This is a genomic window from Flavobacterium sp. MDT1-60 (assembly GCF_014844035.1).
In the GTDB taxonomy this organism is placed as follows: domain Bacteria; phylum Bacteroidota; class Bacteroidia; order Flavobacteriales; family Flavobacteriaceae; genus Flavobacterium.
Genome location: NZ_CP062159.1, coordinates 642,433 through 660,435, shown reverse-complemented (window position 1 = coordinate 660,435; position 18,003 = coordinate 642,433). Strand labels below are relative to the sequence as shown.

General features: G+C 35.1%; 14 protein-coding genes. 6 read left to right on the top strand and 8 right to left on the bottom strand.

All coding sequences use genetic code 11. The annotated features are described in order from the left end of the window. Positions 1-96: 96 nt before the first annotated feature. From IHE43_RS02765 to IHE43_RS02745, 5 genes are all read right to left on the bottom strand, one after another. A complete protein-coding gene (locus IHE43_RS02765) occupies positions 97-4,491 on the bottom strand; it encodes a type IX secretion system membrane protein PorP/SprF (RefSeq protein WP_192186571.1) in 4,395 nt (1,464 codons plus the stop codon). Between the two features lies 1 nt (position 4,492). Further along, positions 4,493-5,896, bottom strand: coding sequence for a gliding motility protein SprC (gene sprC / locus IHE43_RS02760; RefSeq protein WP_305038531.1), 1,404 nt, complete (start codon positions 5,894-5,896; stop codon positions 4,493-4,495). 65 nt (positions 5,897-5,961) lie between these two features. Beyond that, entirely contained in the window at positions 5,962-6,384 is a 423-nt protein-coding gene (locus IHE43_RS02755) for a hypothetical protein (protein ID WP_192186569.1), read from the bottom strand. Positions 6,385-6,487: 103 nt separating this feature from the next. Further along, complete coding sequence (locus tag IHE43_RS02750) at positions 6,488-7,777, bottom strand: hypothetical protein (protein ID WP_192186568.1); 1,290 nt, start codon at positions 7,775-7,777, stop codon at positions 6,488-6,490. Between the two features lie 192 nt (positions 7,778-7,969). Then, positions 7,970-8,422: a hypothetical protein gene (locus IHE43_RS02745; protein ID WP_192186567.1), complete on the bottom strand. Its 453-nt coding sequence runs from the start codon at positions 8,420-8,422 to the stop codon at positions 7,970-7,972. 436 nt (positions 8,423-8,858) lie between these two features. Between IHE43_RS02745 and IHE43_RS02740 the strand changes: the two genes are divergently transcribed. The 4 genes from IHE43_RS02740 to recA all read left to right on the top strand — a co-directional run bounded on the left by IHE43_RS02740 (position 8,859) and on the right by recA (position 12,156). Further along, entirely contained in the window at positions 8,859-10,007 is a 1,149-nt protein-coding gene (locus tag IHE43_RS02740) for a DNA polymerase III subunit delta' (RefSeq protein ID WP_192186566.1), read from the top strand. Positions 10,008-10,013: 6 nt separating this feature from the next. Beyond that, positions 10,014-10,397, top strand: coding sequence for a DoxX family protein (locus IHE43_RS02735; protein ID WP_192186565.1), 384 nt, complete (start codon positions 10,014-10,016; stop codon positions 10,395-10,397). Between the two features lie 76 nt (positions 10,398-10,473). Continuing rightward, positions 10,474-10,983 carry an acyl-CoA thioesterase gene (locus IHE43_RS02730; RefSeq protein WP_056196638.1) on the top strand — a complete coding sequence of 170 codons (510 nt, stop codon included), beginning with the start codon at positions 10,474-10,476 and terminating at the stop codon, positions 10,981-10,983. A 165-nt stretch (positions 10,984-11,148) separates the two neighbouring features. Then, entirely contained in the window at positions 11,149-12,156 is a 1,008-nt protein-coding gene (recA, locus tag IHE43_RS02725; RefSeq protein WP_192188141.1) for a recombinase RecA, read from the top strand. Between the two features lie 555 nt (positions 12,157-12,711). Here recA and IHE43_RS02720 read toward each other — a convergent pair. Next, positions 12,712-13,467, bottom strand: coding sequence for a 1-acyl-sn-glycerol-3-phosphate acyltransferase (locus IHE43_RS02720; RefSeq protein ID WP_192186564.1), 756 nt, complete (start codon positions 13,465-13,467; stop codon positions 12,712-12,714). Between the two features lie 283 nt (positions 13,468-13,750). Between IHE43_RS02720 and trpS the strand changes: the two genes are divergently transcribed. Next, positions 13,751-14,725: a tryptophan--tRNA ligase gene (gene trpS, locus IHE43_RS02715; protein ID WP_192186563.1), complete on the top strand. Its 975-nt coding sequence runs from the start codon at positions 13,751-13,753 to the stop codon at positions 14,723-14,725. A 78-nt stretch (positions 14,726-14,803) separates the two neighbouring features. On the opposite strand, the gene dprA is transcribed toward trpS, so the two are convergent. After that, positions 14,804-15,904, bottom strand: a complete 1,101-nt coding sequence (gene dprA, locus IHE43_RS02710; protein WP_192186562.1) for a DNA-processing protein DprA — start codon at positions 15,902-15,904, stop codon at positions 14,804-14,806. 258 nt (positions 15,905-16,162) lie between these two features. Here dprA and IHE43_RS02705 point away from each other — a divergent pair, with 258 nt between their 5' ends. Further along, a complete protein-coding gene (locus IHE43_RS02705; protein ID WP_192186561.1) occupies positions 16,163-17,125 on the top strand; it encodes an SPOR domain-containing protein in 963 nt (320 codons plus the stop codon). 35 nt (positions 17,126-17,160) lie between these two features. Here the strand turns inward: IHE43_RS02705 and IHE43_RS02700 are convergent, their stop codons facing one another. After that, entirely contained in the window at positions 17,161-17,922 is a 762-nt protein-coding gene (locus IHE43_RS02700; RefSeq protein WP_192186560.1) for a hypothetical protein, read from the bottom strand. Between the last annotated feature and the right edge of the window lie 81 nt (positions 17,923-18,003).

The window sequence follows — 18,003 nt, the reverse complement described above, 5'->3', positions numbered from 1 at the left end:
TTAAGGGGCATTAAAAAATAAATTTTAGCACTTTGAACATTTATTATTATAAGCCTTCTTACCTCATTAAGAAGGCCTGATTTTAATCTCATTATATTAATTCTCCACTTTTACGATGGCCATTTTGCCATTATATGGTTTATTTCCTTTTGCTTCCAATGCCTTAGTTGCTTCAGATAAACCATCAAATTTCTCGTAATAGATATAATATTTACTTGTTGCTATATTGTAAAAGAAATTAACATCTGAACGTCCTGAGGCAACTGCCTTGGTCAGGAATTCATCTCTTTTTTCAACACTGCTATGAACGGCAATAATCATATAATATCCGCTATCAGAGTTTTTGATATTCTTGATAATCTGCATATTTGACTGGTCTTCACCAAAATCGAAATCACTTGCCGTCAATGGTGTGCTACTTACTTTTGTAGTTTCCTTGATACGTTTAAGAGCTGCAAGATCCTGATTATATCTTCCCTGATCATTTTCGTAAGCTGCACGCTTGATTCTACGTCTTTTCTCAATTTCAGTTTCAGCCTTAATACGCTCTAAATTCGCTAATAAAGCAGCACTGTCTTGTTCCATTTTTAACTGAGCTGCTTTTAACTCATTTATTTTTTCAAGATAAGCTTTGTTTAAAGCATCATTTTTATTAGGTACTTTTCTAAGTCTTTCATTGTACAAATTAGTAAGCTTAACAAGTTCTTCTTTTGAATTTTTATTCGCTTCGGCAAGCTGTAATTTGAAAGCCTCTAACTGACTGTTTTCTGCAGCAACACTTTTAAATGGTTTCGGTTCTCTGTAGATACCTTTTTCACTTAAATCATTCTCCTCTCTTAAGTCATCTAAGTCTTTTTGTTTATTGGCTACGGTTGCGGTAAACTGTGCAAATACCTCTTTTTGATTTTTTATAGCTGCTTCAATAGCTTTAGATAAAGCCTCGATCTCTTTTGCTGAATCATCTTTTGGTGTCGCAGCTAATTTTGCTGCTGCATCGGCATCGGCCTTAGCTTTAGCATCTGCCGCCAATTTTGCTTTTAACTCAGCTTCTTCTGCAAGTCTTGCCTGTAAGGCTTCTGCATCGGCTTTCGCTTGGGCATCTGCAGCAAGTTTTGCTTTTAGAGCATCGGCATCTGCTTTTGTTTTAGCGTCGGCGTCAAGTTTTGCTTGTAAAGCTTCCGCATCGGCTTTCGCTTTAGCATCGGCAGCTAATTTTGCTTTTAACGCTTCTGCATCAGCTTTTGCTTTGGCATCGGCGGCTAGTTTAGCTTTTAAAGCATCGGCTTTTGTTTTAGCGTCGGCGTCAAGTTTTGCTTGTAAAGCTTCTGCATCGGCTTTCGCTTTAGCATCGGCAGCTAATTTTGCTTTTAACGCTTCTGCATCAGCTTTTGCTTTGGCATCGGCGGCTAGTTTAGCTTTTAAAGCATCAGCGTCTGCTTTTGTTTTAGCGTCGGCGTCAAGTTTTGCTTGTAAAGCTTCTGCATCGGCTTTCGCTTTAGCATCGGCAGCTAATTTTGCTTTTAACGCTTCTGCATCAGCTTTTGCTTTGGCATCGGCGGCTAGTTTTGCTTGTAAAGCATCAGCGTCTGCTTTTGTTTTAGCATCTGCAGCAAGTTTTGCTTGTAAAGCTTCCGCATCGGCTTTCGCTTTAGCATCGGCAGCTAATTTAGCCAATCGAGCTTCTTCAGCTAATTGTAATTGTTTTGCTTCGGTTTCAGCTTTCATTTTGGCAGTCGCTTCAGCATCAGCTTTTAATTTAGCATCAGCTAGTAATTTTGCCTGCAATGCTTCCATATCGGCTTTGGCTTTCGCATCAGCAGCTAGTTTTGCTTGCTGCGCTTCAGCGTCTGCTTTTGCTTTCGCATCGGCAGCTAATTTTGCTTGTTGTGCTTCTGCATCGGCTTTCGCTTTGGCATCGGCAGCTAATTTTGCTTGTTGTGCTTCTGCATCGGCTTTCGCTTTCGCATCAGCAGCTAGTTTTGCTTGCTGCGCTTCAGCGTCTGCTTTTGCTTTCGCATCGGCAGCTAATTTTGCTTGTTGTGCTTCTGCATCGGCTTTCGCTTTAGCATCGGCAGCTAGTTTTGCCTGTAAAGCTTCTGCATCGGCTTTCGCTTTGGCATCGGCAGCTAATTTTGCTTGCTGTGCTTCTGCATCAGCTTTTGCTTTCGCATCGGCAGCTAATTTTGCTTGTTGTGCTTCTGCATCAGCTTTTACTCTTGCATCGGCAATTAATTTTGCTTGCAACGCTTCCATATCTGCTTTTGCTTTCGCTTCCGCAGCTAATTTTGCTTGTTGTGCTTCCGCATCAACTTTTGCTTTGGCATCAGCAGCAAGTTTTGCTTGTAAAGCTTCTGCATCGGCTTTTGCTTTGGCGTCAGCAACAAGTTTTGCCTGTAAAGCTTCTGCGTCAGCTTTTGCTTTGGCATCAGCAGCTAATTTTGCCTGTAATACATCTGCATCGGCTTTCGCCTTAGCATCGGCAGCTAATTTTATTTTTAATGCTTCTGCATCAGCTTTCGCTTTTGCCTCAGCAGCGATTAACGCTTGTCTCGCTTCCGCATCAGCTTTAGCTTTGGCATCGGCGGCTAATTTTTCTTTTAGAGCAGCTTCATCAGCAGCTTTTGCTTTTGCAGCAGCAGCTAATTTTGCTTTATTTGCAGCATCAATATTTGCTTTGGTTTTTGAGTCAGCAGCAGCTTTCGCTTTTGCTTCAGCAGCTAATTTCGCCTGATATGCATCTGAGTCAGCTTTAGCTTTTGCGTCGGCAGCTAATATTGATTGTAAATCCGCAGCTTCAGCTTTTGCTTTTGCATCGGCTTTTCTTTTTGCTTCAGCAGCATCCGCTTTTGCTTTTGAATCGGCAGCTAACTTAACCTGTAACGCTTCAGCATCAGCTTTTGATTTGTCCGCAGCTAATTTTGCTTTTGCAGCGGCTTCAGCATCTGCCTTAGCTTTTTCAGCAGTTAATTGTGCTTGTGTTTTTTGTGGTGCAGCTGATGTGCTTGCTGTTTTCGCTTTAGCAGCATTTTCAGCATCGGCCTTAGCCTTCGCATCAGCAGCTAATTTTATTTTTAATGCTTCAGCATCAGCTCTTGATTTGTCCGCAGCTAATTGTGCCGCTGTTTTTTGTGGTGCAGGCTTAGCTGCAACGGCTGTTTTTCTGGCAGCAGCTTCAGCATCAGCTCTTGATTTATCAGCAGCTAATTGTGCCGCTGTTTTTTGTGGTGCAGGTTTAGCAGCAACGGCTGTTTTTCTGGCAGCAGCCTGAGCATCAGCTTTTGCTTTGGCGTCAGCAGCTAACTTTAATTTTTGCGCTTCTGCCGCATCGGCTTTCGCCTTATTATCAGCTAACAATTTTACCCTTGCAGATTCAGCGTCTGCTTTTGCTTTTTCTGAAGCAGCTAACCTCGCTTGTTGTGCTTCTGCATCTGCCTTAGCTTTAGCCTCAGCAGCTAATTTTGCTTTTTCAGCACCATCGACTCTGGTAACCGGTGCAGTCGTTGTTTTTTTAGCGATTACTGGTTTTGATCTGGCCGGATCGATAAGAGAACCTTCATCGTCATCTCCGTAATAGTAATTTTTATTTTTGAATTTATAAGCAATTACAAACTCGTGTGAACCGCCCAAATTCGAGAAATTACCCATTCCTCTTTCGTAGTTATATTCAATAGCAATACTTGGCGAAATATTTACACCAAGTCCTGCTGATACTCCATATAAAGTATTATATCCTGCCTGTGCCCAAACTCCCTGTGGAATGGCGATCATAGCAAGTCCGGAAAGAACCGTTTTATCTTGTTTTATTTCCGTTTTTACAATTCCTGAAAATTTACTTCTGTCAAAAAAACCGTAACTATCAAGATATCCAGTGTACATTGCGTGAAGTTCAATTGCTCTTTCGGGATCTTCTTTTATCATTCCGCCACCGAAATTGTACAGAATAAGATTGTTTACCGATACTCCGAAATCAAGAAATGCAGTACCATAATTAATTCCCGGATTAACTGTCAGCATTGTATTTGATGGATAGTCTCCATTTAAAATATTTGGATCGTCAGATATTATTTTCCCTTTGTCTAAACCACTTTGATAAGCGCCTACATTTAAACCAAAAGTTAAATTACTATCCTGCTCCAAAACAATATTATGGGCAAAATTGACAACTCCTCCAAAAACGGTCATTAGACCATAATTTTGTTGAAACAACCCTATAGCAAATGCTTCATTTTCTCTGAAACGACCTGAATAATTAAATAAATAAGTATTTGGTGCATCATCAAATTGTACCCATTGTCTCTTATTATAAAAACTTATATATGGATTCGATTCACGAACAAAACTAAATGTTGGGTTGATTAAATATCTATTAAACTTTAATGAATTTCTGATAGGTAATGAAAACGAAACAACTCCATTCTCAGTAGTTTCCTGGGAATAGAGTAAATTTGAAAAACCGTAAAATAAAGTTATGAATAGTAGGATTTTCTTCATATTATTTTATCACAGTAATTGATCCTTTTTTTTCACCTGTGTCTGATTGAATGACATAGTAATAAACTGGATTGACATTTTTAAAATCTTTAATAAACGAATTGACTTGGGGGTCATAATTACTTCCAACATCATCAAACATAATCTCTCCGTTTGAACTTATAATGACGACTTTAGTACTTGCGGTTTTGTATGCATCGGGGATGTTCCAATATGGGTAACTACTTAAGCTTACTATGTTTGGAATTACTGTAGTTGGAAGGGACTCTCCAGTAACTTTAAAAAGAAACTCCTTTGTAGCAATACAACCTGCAGCTTGTGAAATTTTAACTTTATAATTACCAATTGCGGCTACCAGATAAGTGTTTGATGTTGCGCCTGAAATTAAATTATCATTTAAAAACCATTCAAAAGATGGGCTTGCAGCATCGGTTGTAACGCTAACATTTATAGTTTCTCCTTGCTGAAGTTCAACTGTATCAGCAACATCAATACTTGCATTAAAACCATTACTTTTAAGATCAATTGTTCCTGTCGCAGAACATCCTCCAAAATCTACATCTACTGTGTAAACTCCTGATTCGTTCGTTGCATAAGTACGATTAGTTGCACCTGCAATTACAGCTCCGCCTTTTTTCCATTGATATTTATTTCCAGATGTAGCTGTTAGTATAGTTCCGCTTCCTGTTGCACAAAATGGATTTCCTAAACTCGAAGCAATAGTTACAGAAGAACCAGATGTAGAAGTGGTTACTGTAACACGATTCGAACTTAAATTATCTTCAGAACATAAGCCATAATCTAATTTTGCAAAATAAACACCTGTAGTATTTACCACTAACGTTGTACCACTTTGTCCTGCAACCAACAGATCATCTTTATACCATTTGTATTTCAGATTTGAATAATTTGCCGGCGATGAAGCCTGATCGCTAGGAGTTGGATTATAAATTGAAAGAGAAATACTTCCGCCAGAACAAATTGTTGCAGTTGGAGACTTTTCATTAATATAAAACGAACTTACATAGGTACTGTAATAGGCTGGAAAAGAAGTATTGTTTGCAAGATTTTTAAATCTTAAACTGTATACCGGTATTGTTGTAACGCTTTTTACACGAAGACTATAAATGTCTGATCCTTTTAAATTAGTTGGAACAGCAAATCTAATGGTTTGCTGTTTTAATGTTGGATCATCGGTAATCGAAATTTTTGTTGTTGCCGTAGGAGTCGTGAAGTTTCCGGCATCATCAGAAAGTTCTACTTCAAAAGCAGTTCCTGCGGGGAAATCTACATAACTAAAAGTGGCAGAATATTGATTAAAAGGCGTACCATCAACAATAAGGCCAGCACAAATTCTATCAAAATTAAGTTGCTGAGGCACTATTGTCTGGGCATAGGTATTCATCTTAGTACAAAGGATTATACTAAAAAAAAGGGAAAAACGAATTAAAGATAAAGTAGTTTTTCGAATCATATAGTACGAGTTCTTGCAAGATCTATATTTTCAAAAAACAAAATATCAATAAATGTTTCAGAAAAGTCATATTTGTAGTTCTCAATAATATCCTTTGCAAGGACAGAATAAGAACCAGACAGTAATGAATTTTCCTGACAGTTTGTAGAAGTCTGACTATTCGTTTCAGCTGCCATAGAAAGGCTATCCTTGGGGATGGATAGCCCTGCTATTAACTGATTAGAATTATCATCTAATTTGCTGATACGTTTATCAGCTATATCATTATTTTGGTTTAACGTTGTTGACGAAGTTTTTCCGCATTTTGCAGTACAAGAAACAGTTTTGTTTGCTTCAGTAGTTTGTGCATGTAAACTTAACGCAATAGGAGAAACCAAAAATATTGTATAAATAAAATACTTTTTTATAGTTGGGGCCATTATGTTTTGATCTTTATTTAGTCCGGTTTAAGACGATACATAAATTGTGTCTGGGGACTTTATTAATAAAATTTACGCTGTAAAATAAAAATCTAAATCAATCTTATTTGCCGCTTGACGCTGTGATTTTTCCTAATTGCAATCTGAAATCTGGCTTTTTAGCATTGAAAATATCAATGAATGTTTCTTTGTTATCACTTTGTGAATAAACATTGAAAAACACACTGTTTCCGTACCAGCTTTCTAAATCTTCATTATTAGAATTGTACTCTGTAAAGATGTTTCCGTTACATAGGTTAAAGTACATTTCTTCAAATTTGATTTTCTTTAGGTTAGCATCATTAATCTCTGTTTTGCTGTCTAATAATACAGCAGGGTTAAATCCAGAGATTACGCTTCTTTTCATTTCTAGTGAAGCAGTTTCAGCAACATAAATTGCCTCTTTTACTAAACCAGCCTGAATATCAGCTTTGATGTTCTCACTGTCGTTAAGCATTGTAATATTTGTAGCTACAACTAAAGTTTGTTTTTTAGTAAAATCAGTTTCATTTTTTCTTTCAAATGATTTCACTTCCATGCAACGAGATCCGTCTTTATTACTTGATAAATAAGAAGATCTTACTGCTAATGAGTTATATAAACGACATTGTACACCTTGAGTAAATTTGTAATCGTCGTTGATTGATTTATAAGAAACTAATTTAGTAGCGTTTAAGTCACCACCAAAGAAAGCAAATGAGTCACCACCTGAGTAGCTTACCATAACGTTTTCTAATATAGTTTTGTTTCCAACTGCTGCAAGAGTTAATCCGTTGAAAGTATCAGCTCCTTTAACTTTTTTTCCAGCAAATTCGATTCTTACATATCTTAAAACTCCTGAATTTCCAGCAGCGTTGTCACCACCGTAAGTAGTAAGCGTTGGATCAAGATCTAAGTTATAAGAACCTACATTTCCAAATTTATTGATTGGAGCATCACCAAGAATTACAACTCCACCCCAGTCACCAGCTTTTTTCTGGCTGCGGTTTGAAGTAAATACAATTGGATCAGTTTCTAAACCGTCTGCTACAAGTTGTGCACCTTTTGTAACTACCAATGTTCCTTTTGTTTCGAAATCACCAATAATTAAAGTTCCAGGCTCGATTGTTAAAACAGCATTGTTTGTAACATAAACATTTCCTTGTAAAACATAAATATTCCTCTTTAGCAACTTAGTATTAACAGAAATGTTTCCTGCTAAAATTTGATTTGCTTCTCCATACTCTACTTTGTTAGGCTTAAATTCGGTCCAGTTATTCAACCAATTAGTGTAGCCCATAATTCCTTTCTCTTGTTGAGCATTCATACTCGTAACCGTCAAAAGAACGCAGATAATTTGAGTAATTTTTTTCATGATAAGGGGGTATTAGGGTTAATAATAATAAATTTGGGTATGCGTAAATGAAAAAACTCATCTCGGGTTTTCTGATAATTTCAGGACACATCGAGAACGAGTTGTTTTTTATATCTTTTTCAAAATGACGTTATGAAGTCTTGTTCATCTACGTAAACACTCTAAAAAAGGTTTTAAAAAATATTCTTTTTATTACATTTCATTCAAATCGTTGAACTCATGTAGTGATTTCAATGTGCTTTCGTAGAATAAAATTGCAGCGATTAAGTTACCCTTATCTGAATAAGGCATCATTTTACGCTGAAAGTCTACAGTAGTATCCAGGAAAGTTGTAGTACCAACCGCCTGAGCGTCTAATACTTTTTTATGTTCAGAATCGTCCGGAATACCTAAGTCTGCCATTGTCACACCTGGCTTAGTAACCAATGCAATGTAAGGAAGGGTTTTCACTAAAACTTTAATACGCTCAATGTATAATTCCAAAAGTTCTCCCTTTTGCATACCACTCAACTCTTTTTGATCATGGTATTTACGGATTAGAGCTGTTGTACTAATAATACTTCTAGGAGCATTTTTCGCCTGTGCTGAAATAGCACCAGTAGTCAAGAAAAAAAGTGCGCTTAATAAAATAATTTTCCCTTTCATAGATTCTTATTTATAATTGGTTGTTATGAAAACAAAAATATATAAATTAACTTAAATTGCAACTTTATTGATTTCTTTTTTCAAAAAAAAATCTTAAAAAAATCTTAAAAGCGAGTCCTATGTCGGGAAAATCTGCGTTTTAACGGGGTTTTTGTTAAAATTGTTAAAACAAATTCTGTAAGATATTACACAATAAAAAAGAACGTTTCTACAAAATAATAGCCAAAAAAAAAGAACAATTATTGCTTTTTCAAAAAAAACTATTAACAAAATCTTCTTAATATCTCTCTCGATTAATCCCTTTATTAACAAAAGCTGACATCAAAAACAAAAAAAATTAAGTTAAAAACCTTCTTAAAAAACAAAAATAAAAAGTAGTCTTATAAACTTTTTCACGAAAATTTTTGACTACATCATTTTCTTATATCTTTGCTTCATGCAATTTTCACAAATTTTAGGTCAGGATTACATCAAAAGTCACTTGATAAAAAGTGCTGCTTCAGGACGAATTCCGCATGCACAATTATTCATTGGACCAGAAGGAAGTGGTACATTATCTACCGCCATTGCTTACGCGCAATATATTTTATGTAATAACACCGGTAACGAAAATGAAAACGGCAACGATTCCTGCAATCTGAAGTTTCAAAACATTTCGCATCCCGACCTCCACTTTATATATCCTACAGTTACAACAGAGGACGTAAAAACAAAACCAAAAAGTTTAGATTTCATTCAGGACTGGCGCACTTTTATTCAGGAAATGCCTTATGGAGGTTTATTTGACTGGTATAAGATGCTTGGTGTTCAAAACAAACAAGGAGAAATTCGTGTCGAAGATGCTCAGGAAGTTTTAAAATCACTATCATTAAAATCATATGAGGGTGGTTATAAAATTATGATTATCTGGATGGCCGATAAAATGAATATCGCTGCATCAAATAAATTATTGAAACTTCTCGAAGAACCCTCAGATAAAACTATTTTTATTCTGATTTCTGAAAATGAGGAAGACATTATACAAACCATACGATCTCGTTGCCAAGTAATTCACTTTAATGGTTTACCCGAAAAAGTAATTGCCGAAGCATTAGTTTCCAAAGAAAACGTTGATTCCAACCTAGCTAAAAAGATCGCACATCAGGCTCAGGGAAATTTCAATAAGGCACTTTCTTTATTAAAAGAAGATGATGCTGAATTTCCTTTTGAACAATGGTTTGTCAATTGGGTTCGTGCCGCTTTTAGGGCAAAAGGAAATGCCGCCGCCATTCAGGATTTAATTTCCTGGAGTGAAGAAATTGCCGGACTTGGTCGCGAAAGCCAGAAAAAATTCATTCAGTTTTGTATCGAAATGTTCCGACAAGCGCTTTTATTAAATTATCAGGCTCCCAGTTTGGTTTACATCGAACCAAGAGTTGATAAATTTAAGCTGGAAAATTTCGCGCCTTTTGTAAACGGAAATAATATTCATGAAATCTTCAAAGAGCTTTCAGATGCGATGTATCACATTGAAAGAAACGGAAATGCAAAAATAATTTTAACTGATTTATCTATAAAACTGACTCGTTTAATTCATAAAAAATAGTTTTCAATGAATAATGTTGCCTCCATTTTACTGTTAGCGTTTTTAGCCTTAACCTTTTTACAATCAGGTTATGAGAAAATTTTTTACTGGAAAGATAATGTCGAATGGCTAAAAGGGCATTTCGCCAAAACGCCACTAAAAAACCATGTACCCCTCGCCTTATTTCATCTTTTAGTTTTAGAATTAATTTCCGGAATTTTATGCGTTGTTGGCGCGATACAATTAGTAACAAACAGTGGTCGTGAATTTGGTTTTTATGGCGCTATTTTTTCCTGTATTTCTTTGTTGATGATGCTTTTCGGACAACGATTAGCAAAAGATTACGATGGAGCAAGAACCATTGTTATCTATTTTATTCCAGCTGTCATGGCTGTTTATTGGTTGAATTAAAAAAATACGCCACAGATTTTTACAGATCTTTTCTAATCATTTTAATCTGTGGCAAGAAATAAATTTACATTAAAAAATGAATCCAAAACATCCTTCAGAATCCCTGACAATTTTAACAGATTTAGTTTTACCGAGCGAAACAAATCCTTTAAATAACCTTTTTGGTGGCGAATTATTAGCCCGTATGGATCGTGCTGCCAGTATTGCGGCCCGCAGGCATTCTCGCCGAATTGTAGTAACGGCTTCTGTAAATCACGTGGCATTTAACAGAGCAATTCCTCTTGGAGCAGTAGTCACAATAGAAGCAAAGGTTTCAAGATCTTTTAAAAGTTCTATGGAAGTTTTTATTGATGTTTGGGTAGAAGACCGTGAATCCGGAAGCAGAACCAAAGCTAACGAAGCCATTTATACTTTTGTGGCAGTGGATGATAGCGGAAGACCTGTTGAAGTGCCCGCAATTATACCGGAAACGGAATTAGAAATACAACGTTTTGACGCTGCACTTCGTCGTAAACAACTAAGTTTACTACTTGCCGGAAAAATAAAACCAGCTGAAGCCACAGAATTAAAGGCTTTGTTTTTATAGTACAATTTTGATACAATTTGGGACAATCAAACTTCAAAAAAAGAAGTATTTTTACAAAATTACAAGCCTGATACAAATCTAAATCAGTAAGTTATTTAATTTCTGGTTTGTTTTGATAATGAAAGAATTATAAAAATATAGATGAAAGAAAAAGAAAAAAAAGAGATGAGTTCAGAAAAAGAAGCCAAATTAAAAGCGTTACAACTTACGCTTGACAAACTAGATAAGACCTACGGAAAAGGAACCGTAATGAAAATGGGCGATAAAGCCATTGTAGAAGTTGAAACTATTTCTTCAGGTTCTCTTGGTGTTGATTTAGCACTTGGAGTAAACGGTTATCCAAAAGGAAGAATTATCGAAATATACGGACCAGAATCTTCTGGTAAAACGACTTTAACTTTACACGCAATTGCCGAAGCTCAGAAAGCAGGCGGAATTGCCGCTTTTATAGATGCTGAACATGCTTTTGATAGAAATTATGCCGAAAAATTAGGCGTTGATATCGAAAACCTGATCATCTCTCAGCCAGACAACGGAGAACAAGCTTTAGAAATTGCCGAAAACTTAATTCGTTCCGGAGCAATTGATATTGTTGTAATTGACTCGGTTGCTGCATTAACTCCAAAAAGTGAGATTGAAGGCGAAATGGGAGATTCTAAAATGGGTCTTCACGCACGTTTGATGTCTCAGGCTTTAAGAAAATTAACAGGAACTATCAGTAAAACAAATTGTACTGTTTTCTTCATCAACCAGTTGAGAGAGAAAATTGGTGTGATGTTTGGAAATCCTGAAACTACAACGGGGGGTAATGCCTTAAAATTCTACGCTTCAGTACGTTTAGACATTCGTCGTTCTTCTCAAATTAAAGATGGAGAAAACGTAATTGGAAACAGAACTAAAGTAAAAGTGGTCAAAAATAAAGTAGCTCCGCCTTTTAAAACTGCCGAATTCGACATTATGTACGGAGAAGGGGTTTCTAAAACTGGAGAAATTTTAGATTTGGCGGTTGAATTTGAAATCGTCAAAAAAGCAGGATCCTGGTTTAGCTACGGTGATACCAAATTAGGACAAGGTCGTGATGCTGTAAAATCTTTAATTAAAGATAATCCGGAATTAGCTGATGAATTAGAAGCTAAAATTAAAGCACATATTAAAGAATTAGCAAACGCTTAAACTTATATAAGTCTTTTTAAAACAAGGCTTTACATACTTACCCGACGAGATTTAAATCTCGTCGGGTTTTTTATTTTAAAAATAAAATTAAAAATGACGCAACCTTTTTAAAACAATTCCATCTTATAACAAGACATAAGAATTTGGTATTGTTATAAATACTCAATTTGAAGGTTTTTAGAATAAATTTGGTTCATTGTTTTTAATAAAAATCCGTTGGTTTATTTGGTGCTAACGGGTTTTTATTGTTTTTAAAGAAAATAATTTTCGTTTCAACGCAACCTTTTTCATTTTTAGCTCTCTATAGTATTGTGACGTTAACTTGAGTTTTAGTCAAACTCTTTATTATCAACCTTAAGATTTTTACCATGAAAGAGAAACTAGAAGTGTTGTTGAATAAAAACCGTAAAAAAACCAGATTAAAATTTAAAAAAGTATTGCGCTTTATTTCAGAAAAAATTATCCACAGATAAGTTTTTGAATATAAAATGGGGGGTTTTAATTCAAAAGGAAAGCCGACTAATTAATGTAATTAGTCGGCTTTTATATTTTAAACTATGCTTTGTTTTTTGGTTTGTGAAATTCAATTAAACTATTATAAATCAATAGTCTGACCTTATCCCGAAGTTCCTTTCGGTTTTCTCCGGTTAATCCTCTTGTTTCTATGAAAGGCAATACTTTTACACGCATTTTTCCTGGACTCCCGCTTAAAAAAGTATAGGAGAAACGTTCTTTATTATCAGCAAAAACAATTGGAACGATTGGAATTTGATGCTCAATTGCCAAGCGAAAAGCGCCGTCTTTAAACTCATCCAGCAAAACACTTTCATCATCAGGAACACCGCCTTCTGGGAAAATACAAATACTAAGCCCTTGATTAAGTCTACTTTGTGCTCTCTTGAAAACTTCGTTTTTACTTCTTGAAGAATTTCTATCAACCAAAATACAAGTTCTTTTATAGAAAAATCCAAATAAAGGAATCTTAACTAATTCTTTTTTGCCCACAAAAACAAAAGGATTTCGAACAATCGCTAACGTTAGCATAATATCTGTCATCGATGTATGATTGGCTACTATCATATAGCTTTTTCCTTTTTCCAGTTTCTGCTCACGTTTAACTATATAATAAAAACCCATCCCGAAAAGGATGAATTTAGCCCAAATGCGGGCCATTTTAAAGAAATAGGGGTATCCGCTTTCTGTTATAATAGAAATAAGTAAAAACGGCAGCATAATCAATATCGGAATGGCCATTAAAACATAAAACCAAATGCGCCATAAAACCCAAAAAAAAATTTTAATTCCTTTCATGGTTTCAAATGTAAGAAAAGCGAAATGAATTTTAATACCTGAATTTATTTAATAAATAATTTTACCGCAAAGCTCGCAAAGATTTTACGCAAAGTTCGCAAAGCTTATTGTTATATATTAAAGAAATTGAACAACTTTTTTAATCGGTGTAATTTGTGGCTATTTCTTTAATTTATCACTAAACTTTAATAAAAAACCTTGCGAACTTTGCGTAAAATCTTTGCGAGCTTTGCGGTTAAAAAAAACATCACGACATTTGCGTTTATAGAATAAGAAAAATAGAATGGCAAAAATACTAACTGGTGTTCAGAGTACTGGAACGCCACACTTGGGAAATTTATTAGGCGCAATTATTCCTGCGATAGAATTATCGAATAATCCTGCAAACGAATCTTATTTGTTTATCGCTGATTTACATTCGATTACACAAATTAAAGACGGAAAAACATTAAGAGAAAATACTTATAGCACTGCAGCAGCCTGGCTTGCCTGTGGTTTAAATCCAGATAAAGTTACTTTTTACAGACAGTCCGATGTAACTCAAACAGCCGAATTAACCTGGTATTTAAGTTGTTTTTTTCCGTTTCAAAGATTGACATTAGCACATTCTTTCAAAGATAAATCAGATCGTTTAGACGACGTTAACGCCGGACTTTTCACTTATCCGATGTTAATGGCTGCGGATATTTTATTGTATGATGCCGAATTTGTACCGGTCGGAAAAGACCAATTGCAACACTTAGAAATCACACGTGATGTGGCTTCCCGTTTCAATCATCAAATGGGAGAAACTTTTGTGATTCCGGAAGCCAAAATTCAGGAAGACAGCATGTTGATTCCAGGAACCAATGGTGGAAAAATGAGTAAATCAGCCAATAATATTATCAATATTTTCCTGGATGATAAAGCGTTACGCAAGCAGGTAATGAGTATTGAAACCGATAGTACACCACTTGAAGAACCAAAAAACCCAGATACCTGTAATGCTTTTGCAATCTATTCTTTATTAGCAAACGAAGAACAAACTGCCCAAATGAGAGCGAATTATTTAGGCGGAAATTACGGTTATGGTCACGCAAAACAAGCTTTGTTTGAGTTAATTACCGAAAAATTTAAAACCGAAAGAGAAAAATACAATTACTACATCAATAACCTTGAAGAAGTTGATGCACTTTTGAAAAAAGGTGCCGCAAAAGCTTCAGTAGTTGCGGATGGTGTTTTAGCCAAAGTTCGAGAAGTTCTTGGATTTGGTAAATAATTTTTTTGCCACGAATTACACAAATTCGCACTAATTAATTCGTGAAAATTTGTATAATTCGTGGCAACTTTTTTTAAATTAAATCGCTTCAAACAATTTTCCCGGCAAAGGCCGAATAACTCCTTTAAGTTCCATATTCAAAAGCATTCCTGAGATTTTATAAATAGGGAAATCACATTGAAGTGCGATTACATCCAGTAATTCTTTTCCGTTTTTCAATAGAAAATCGTAGATCTTTTGCTCTTCCAATTCTAATTCTACAAACAATTGTTTCTGTACTGGTTTTGATTTTGTTTGTACATCCCAATTCAATACATAAACCAAATCAGCTGCGCTTGTCAGAACGTTTGCTTTTTGCGTTTTGATCAAATCATTACAGCCCTGGCTATATTTGTCTGTAACGCGTCCAGGAACGGCAAAAACGTCACGATTGTAATCGTTGGCTAAATTGGCCGTGATCAAAGAACCACCTTTATCGGCAGATTCAATTACAATGGTTGCCTCGGTCATTCCGGCAACTATTCTGTTTCGACGCACAAATTTCTCTTTATCCGGATTTGATGAGCTCCAGAATTCAGTTATAAATCCGCCATTTTCTTCCATTCTGGGGATATATTTTTTATGCGTTTTCGGATAAATCTGATTTAATCCGTGCGCTAAAACCCCAATCGTTTGCAAATTATTATCCATCGCCAATTGATGTGCCACTATATCAACTCCATAGGCAAAACCACTAACAATTACCGGATCAAGCGGTGCCAGATCTTCAATAAACTTTTTACAGAATTCCATTCCATACGAGGTAATCTGACGTGTTCCGACAATACTGATTAATTTTTTGTTTTTTAAATTAATATTTCCAGAAGTAAAAATCAAAACTGGCGAATCGATACAATGTTTGAGACGATCCGGATAACTTTCATCCTGAAAAAAAGAAACGTTTATAGCATTCGATTTAATAAATTCCAATTCCTTATTGGCTTTTTCAAAAACAGTTTTGTCTTTTAGATTCCGCAACAAAACCGAACCAACACCATCAATACCAGCAATTTGATTATTTTTTACTTTAAAAATAGCTTCGGGGTTTCCAAAATGTGTCAATAGTTTTTTGGCCATAATATCACCAATGCCATCTACTTTTAATAAGGCTAATAAATAAAATAATTCTTGATCTGACATGGCTTAGAAAACGGTTTACTGAAAGAATAAAAAATATCTTTTAAAATAAATATTTATGAAATTAAAAGAAGCGCAAATATATAAATTAGAAGTAAATTCTTATAAAAAATAAAATATTAATGATTTCACATGTCTTTTGGTAAAAAGCGAATTTTATTTAACTATCTGAAAACGAATTGTCTATAAAATTATCAGAATTGTTAATAAAAATTGTGAATAAAATTTTGATAACTATATTGGATGTATAACTTTGTTACTATGAAAATCGAAACTTATATAGCACAGTTATTGTATCGTTATCAGTGTGTAACGGTTCCAGGGTTTGGAGCATTTTTAACCGAAATTCAATCGGCGCAGCTTAATTCAAGTACAAATTCGTTTTCTCCACCAAGAAAAACGATCGCATTTAACAGTCTTTTGAAAAACAATGATGGTTTGTTGGCAAATCATATTGCACAAACAGAAAAAACATCATATGGATTTGCTGTAAGTGCTATTGCATTTGAAGTTTTAAGCTGGAAAAAAACATTAGAAGAATATGGTGTTTTAAATATAAAAAACATCGGCGATATTCGTCTAAATACCGATAATAATATGGTTTTCACTCCAAGTGATCAAACTAATTATCTAACGAGTTCTTTCGGACTTAGTCCGTTTGTTGCTCCAATGGTAAAAAGAGAAATTTTTGAGAAAAAATTACAGGAAATCGAAGAGTCGAAAGTATTTGAATTACAAGATTCTGGGGAAGAATCAAGATCTTCAGGTTCATTTTTGAAATATGCTGCCATTTTTGTTTTAGGTCTTGGAATTACCGGAAGCATCGGTTATCCTTTATATCAAAATCAGATTACTACAAAAACACTTGTGGTAGAAAATGCGGTTCAGAAAAAAGTAGAGAACAAAATTCAGGAAGCTACATTCTTTATTGAAAATCCGCTACCCGCAGTAACTTTGTCTGTTGATTCTGCAAAAACTGAAGTTGTAAAAGTGATGCCATATCATATAATGGCAGGTGCATACAGAAGCGAAGAAAATGCAAGAAAAGCTTATAATCAATTGATTAAAGATGGCTATGAGGCCCGAATGCTTGGCGAAAACAAGCATGGTTTATTTCCGGTTTTATACGGAAGTTATGCAACAATGTCTGAGGCTCAAAAAGCACAAAAAGAAATACAAAAAGGCGAAAATCCGGATGCCTGGATTTTGGTCGAAAATCTATAAAACTTAAAAGCCTAATCTTGCGATTAGGCTTTTTTTTATTTGGCAATTATCTTGGCGTTTTGCGAAAGAATGACTTTATCACCCTGATAAATAGTTAGTTTTGCTGCAGGCGGATTTTTTTCGCCAGCTACTATAAAGGCACATTCATAAGTATAATTTTCCTTTTTAAATTCATATTGGTGATTCCCTCCGCTTCCTTCGACTACGAAATTACCTCTGTATATTATCAAATCAGGTTTTTCACTCATTGCTTTATCAATTGACCAGGAGACATATCGGTAATTTTTATTTCCTAAGTTATCAATTCTGATTTTGAATTTATCGGTTTCCAAAATGCAAATCGGTTTCTGAAAAAAGGCAATGCTGGAATCCAGTTCCTTTTTTTGAGCCTCAATCAATTTCTTTTTAAGATCAATCTCTGCTTTTGATTGATAATTTACACTGGTCAAACGTCCGTCAAAATCCATCCAGACATTTCCCTGATTCAGCATTATTCCGCGCCAACCCATATCAGACCAGTCTTTTGCAGGATTAGATTTCGTAATTTCATTTTTTAAGGTTGTATCGAAAATTTCATCATAACGTTTGATAAAATCCGATTTATCTACAACATCAGGTATTGGATATTCGCGTTTTAGAGGATAAGCAACCATCTCTGCGATTACCTCTTTTTTGTCACTTTTCAAAGTATCAATAAAGCTTTTGATGCATTTTTGATACTCAGGTTTTACAGTTTGAGCCGAAACGAAAATGCTCAAAAGCAGTACTAAAACCAGAAACAGATTTACTTTTTTCATATTAAAAACACTTTAATTGATTATTAATCTGATTAATAAGTTCCAAATATAAAAGTAATTAATTTATAGTTTCCTTGTACA

Coding starts and splice junctions, on each gene's coding strand:
- IHE43_RS02765 (WP_192186571.1), bottom strand. CDS start 4,491: ATGAAGAAAATCCTACTATTCATAACTTTATTTTACGGTTTTTCAAAT.
- sprC (WP_305038531.1), bottom strand. CDS start 5,896: ATGAATACCTATGCCCAGACAATAGTGCCTCAGCAACTTAATTTTGAT.
- IHE43_RS02755 (WP_192186569.1), bottom strand. CDS start 6,384: ATGGCCCCAACTATAAAAAAGTATTTTATTTATACAATATTTTTGGTT.
- IHE43_RS02750 (WP_192186568.1), bottom strand. CDS start 7,777: ATGAAAAAAATTACTCAAATTATCTGCGTTCTTTTGACGGTTACGAGT.
- IHE43_RS02745 (WP_192186567.1), bottom strand. CDS start 8,422: ATGAAAGGGAAAATTATTTTATTAAGCGCACTTTTTTTCTTGACTACT.
- IHE43_RS02740 (WP_192186566.1), top strand. CDS start 8,859: ATGCAATTTTCACAAATTTTAGGTCAGGATTACATCAAAAGTCACTTG.
- IHE43_RS02735 (WP_192186565.1), top strand. CDS start 10,014: ATGAATAATGTTGCCTCCATTTTACTGTTAGCGTTTTTAGCCTTAACC.
- IHE43_RS02730 (WP_056196638.1), top strand. CDS start 10,474: ATGAATCCAAAACATCCTTCAGAATCCCTGACAATTTTAACAGATTTA.
- recA (WP_192188141.1), top strand. CDS start 11,149: ATGAGTTCAGAAAAAGAAGCCAAATTAAAAGCGTTACAACTTACGCTT.
- IHE43_RS02720 (WP_192186564.1), bottom strand. CDS start 13,467: ATGAAAGGAATTAAAATTTTTTTTTGGGTTTTATGGCGCATTTGGTTT.
- trpS (WP_192186563.1), top strand. CDS start 13,751: ATGGCAAAAATACTAACTGGTGTTCAGAGTACTGGAACGCCACACTTG.
- dprA (WP_192186562.1), bottom strand. CDS start 15,904: ATGTCAGATCAAGAATTATTTTATTTATTAGCCTTATTAAAAGTAGAT.
- IHE43_RS02705 (WP_192186561.1), top strand. CDS start 16,163: ATGAAAATCGAAACTTATATAGCACAGTTATTGTATCGTTATCAGTGT.
- IHE43_RS02700 (WP_192186560.1), bottom strand. CDS start 17,922: ATGAAAAAAGTAAATCTGTTTCTGGTTTTAGTACTGCTTTTGAGCATT.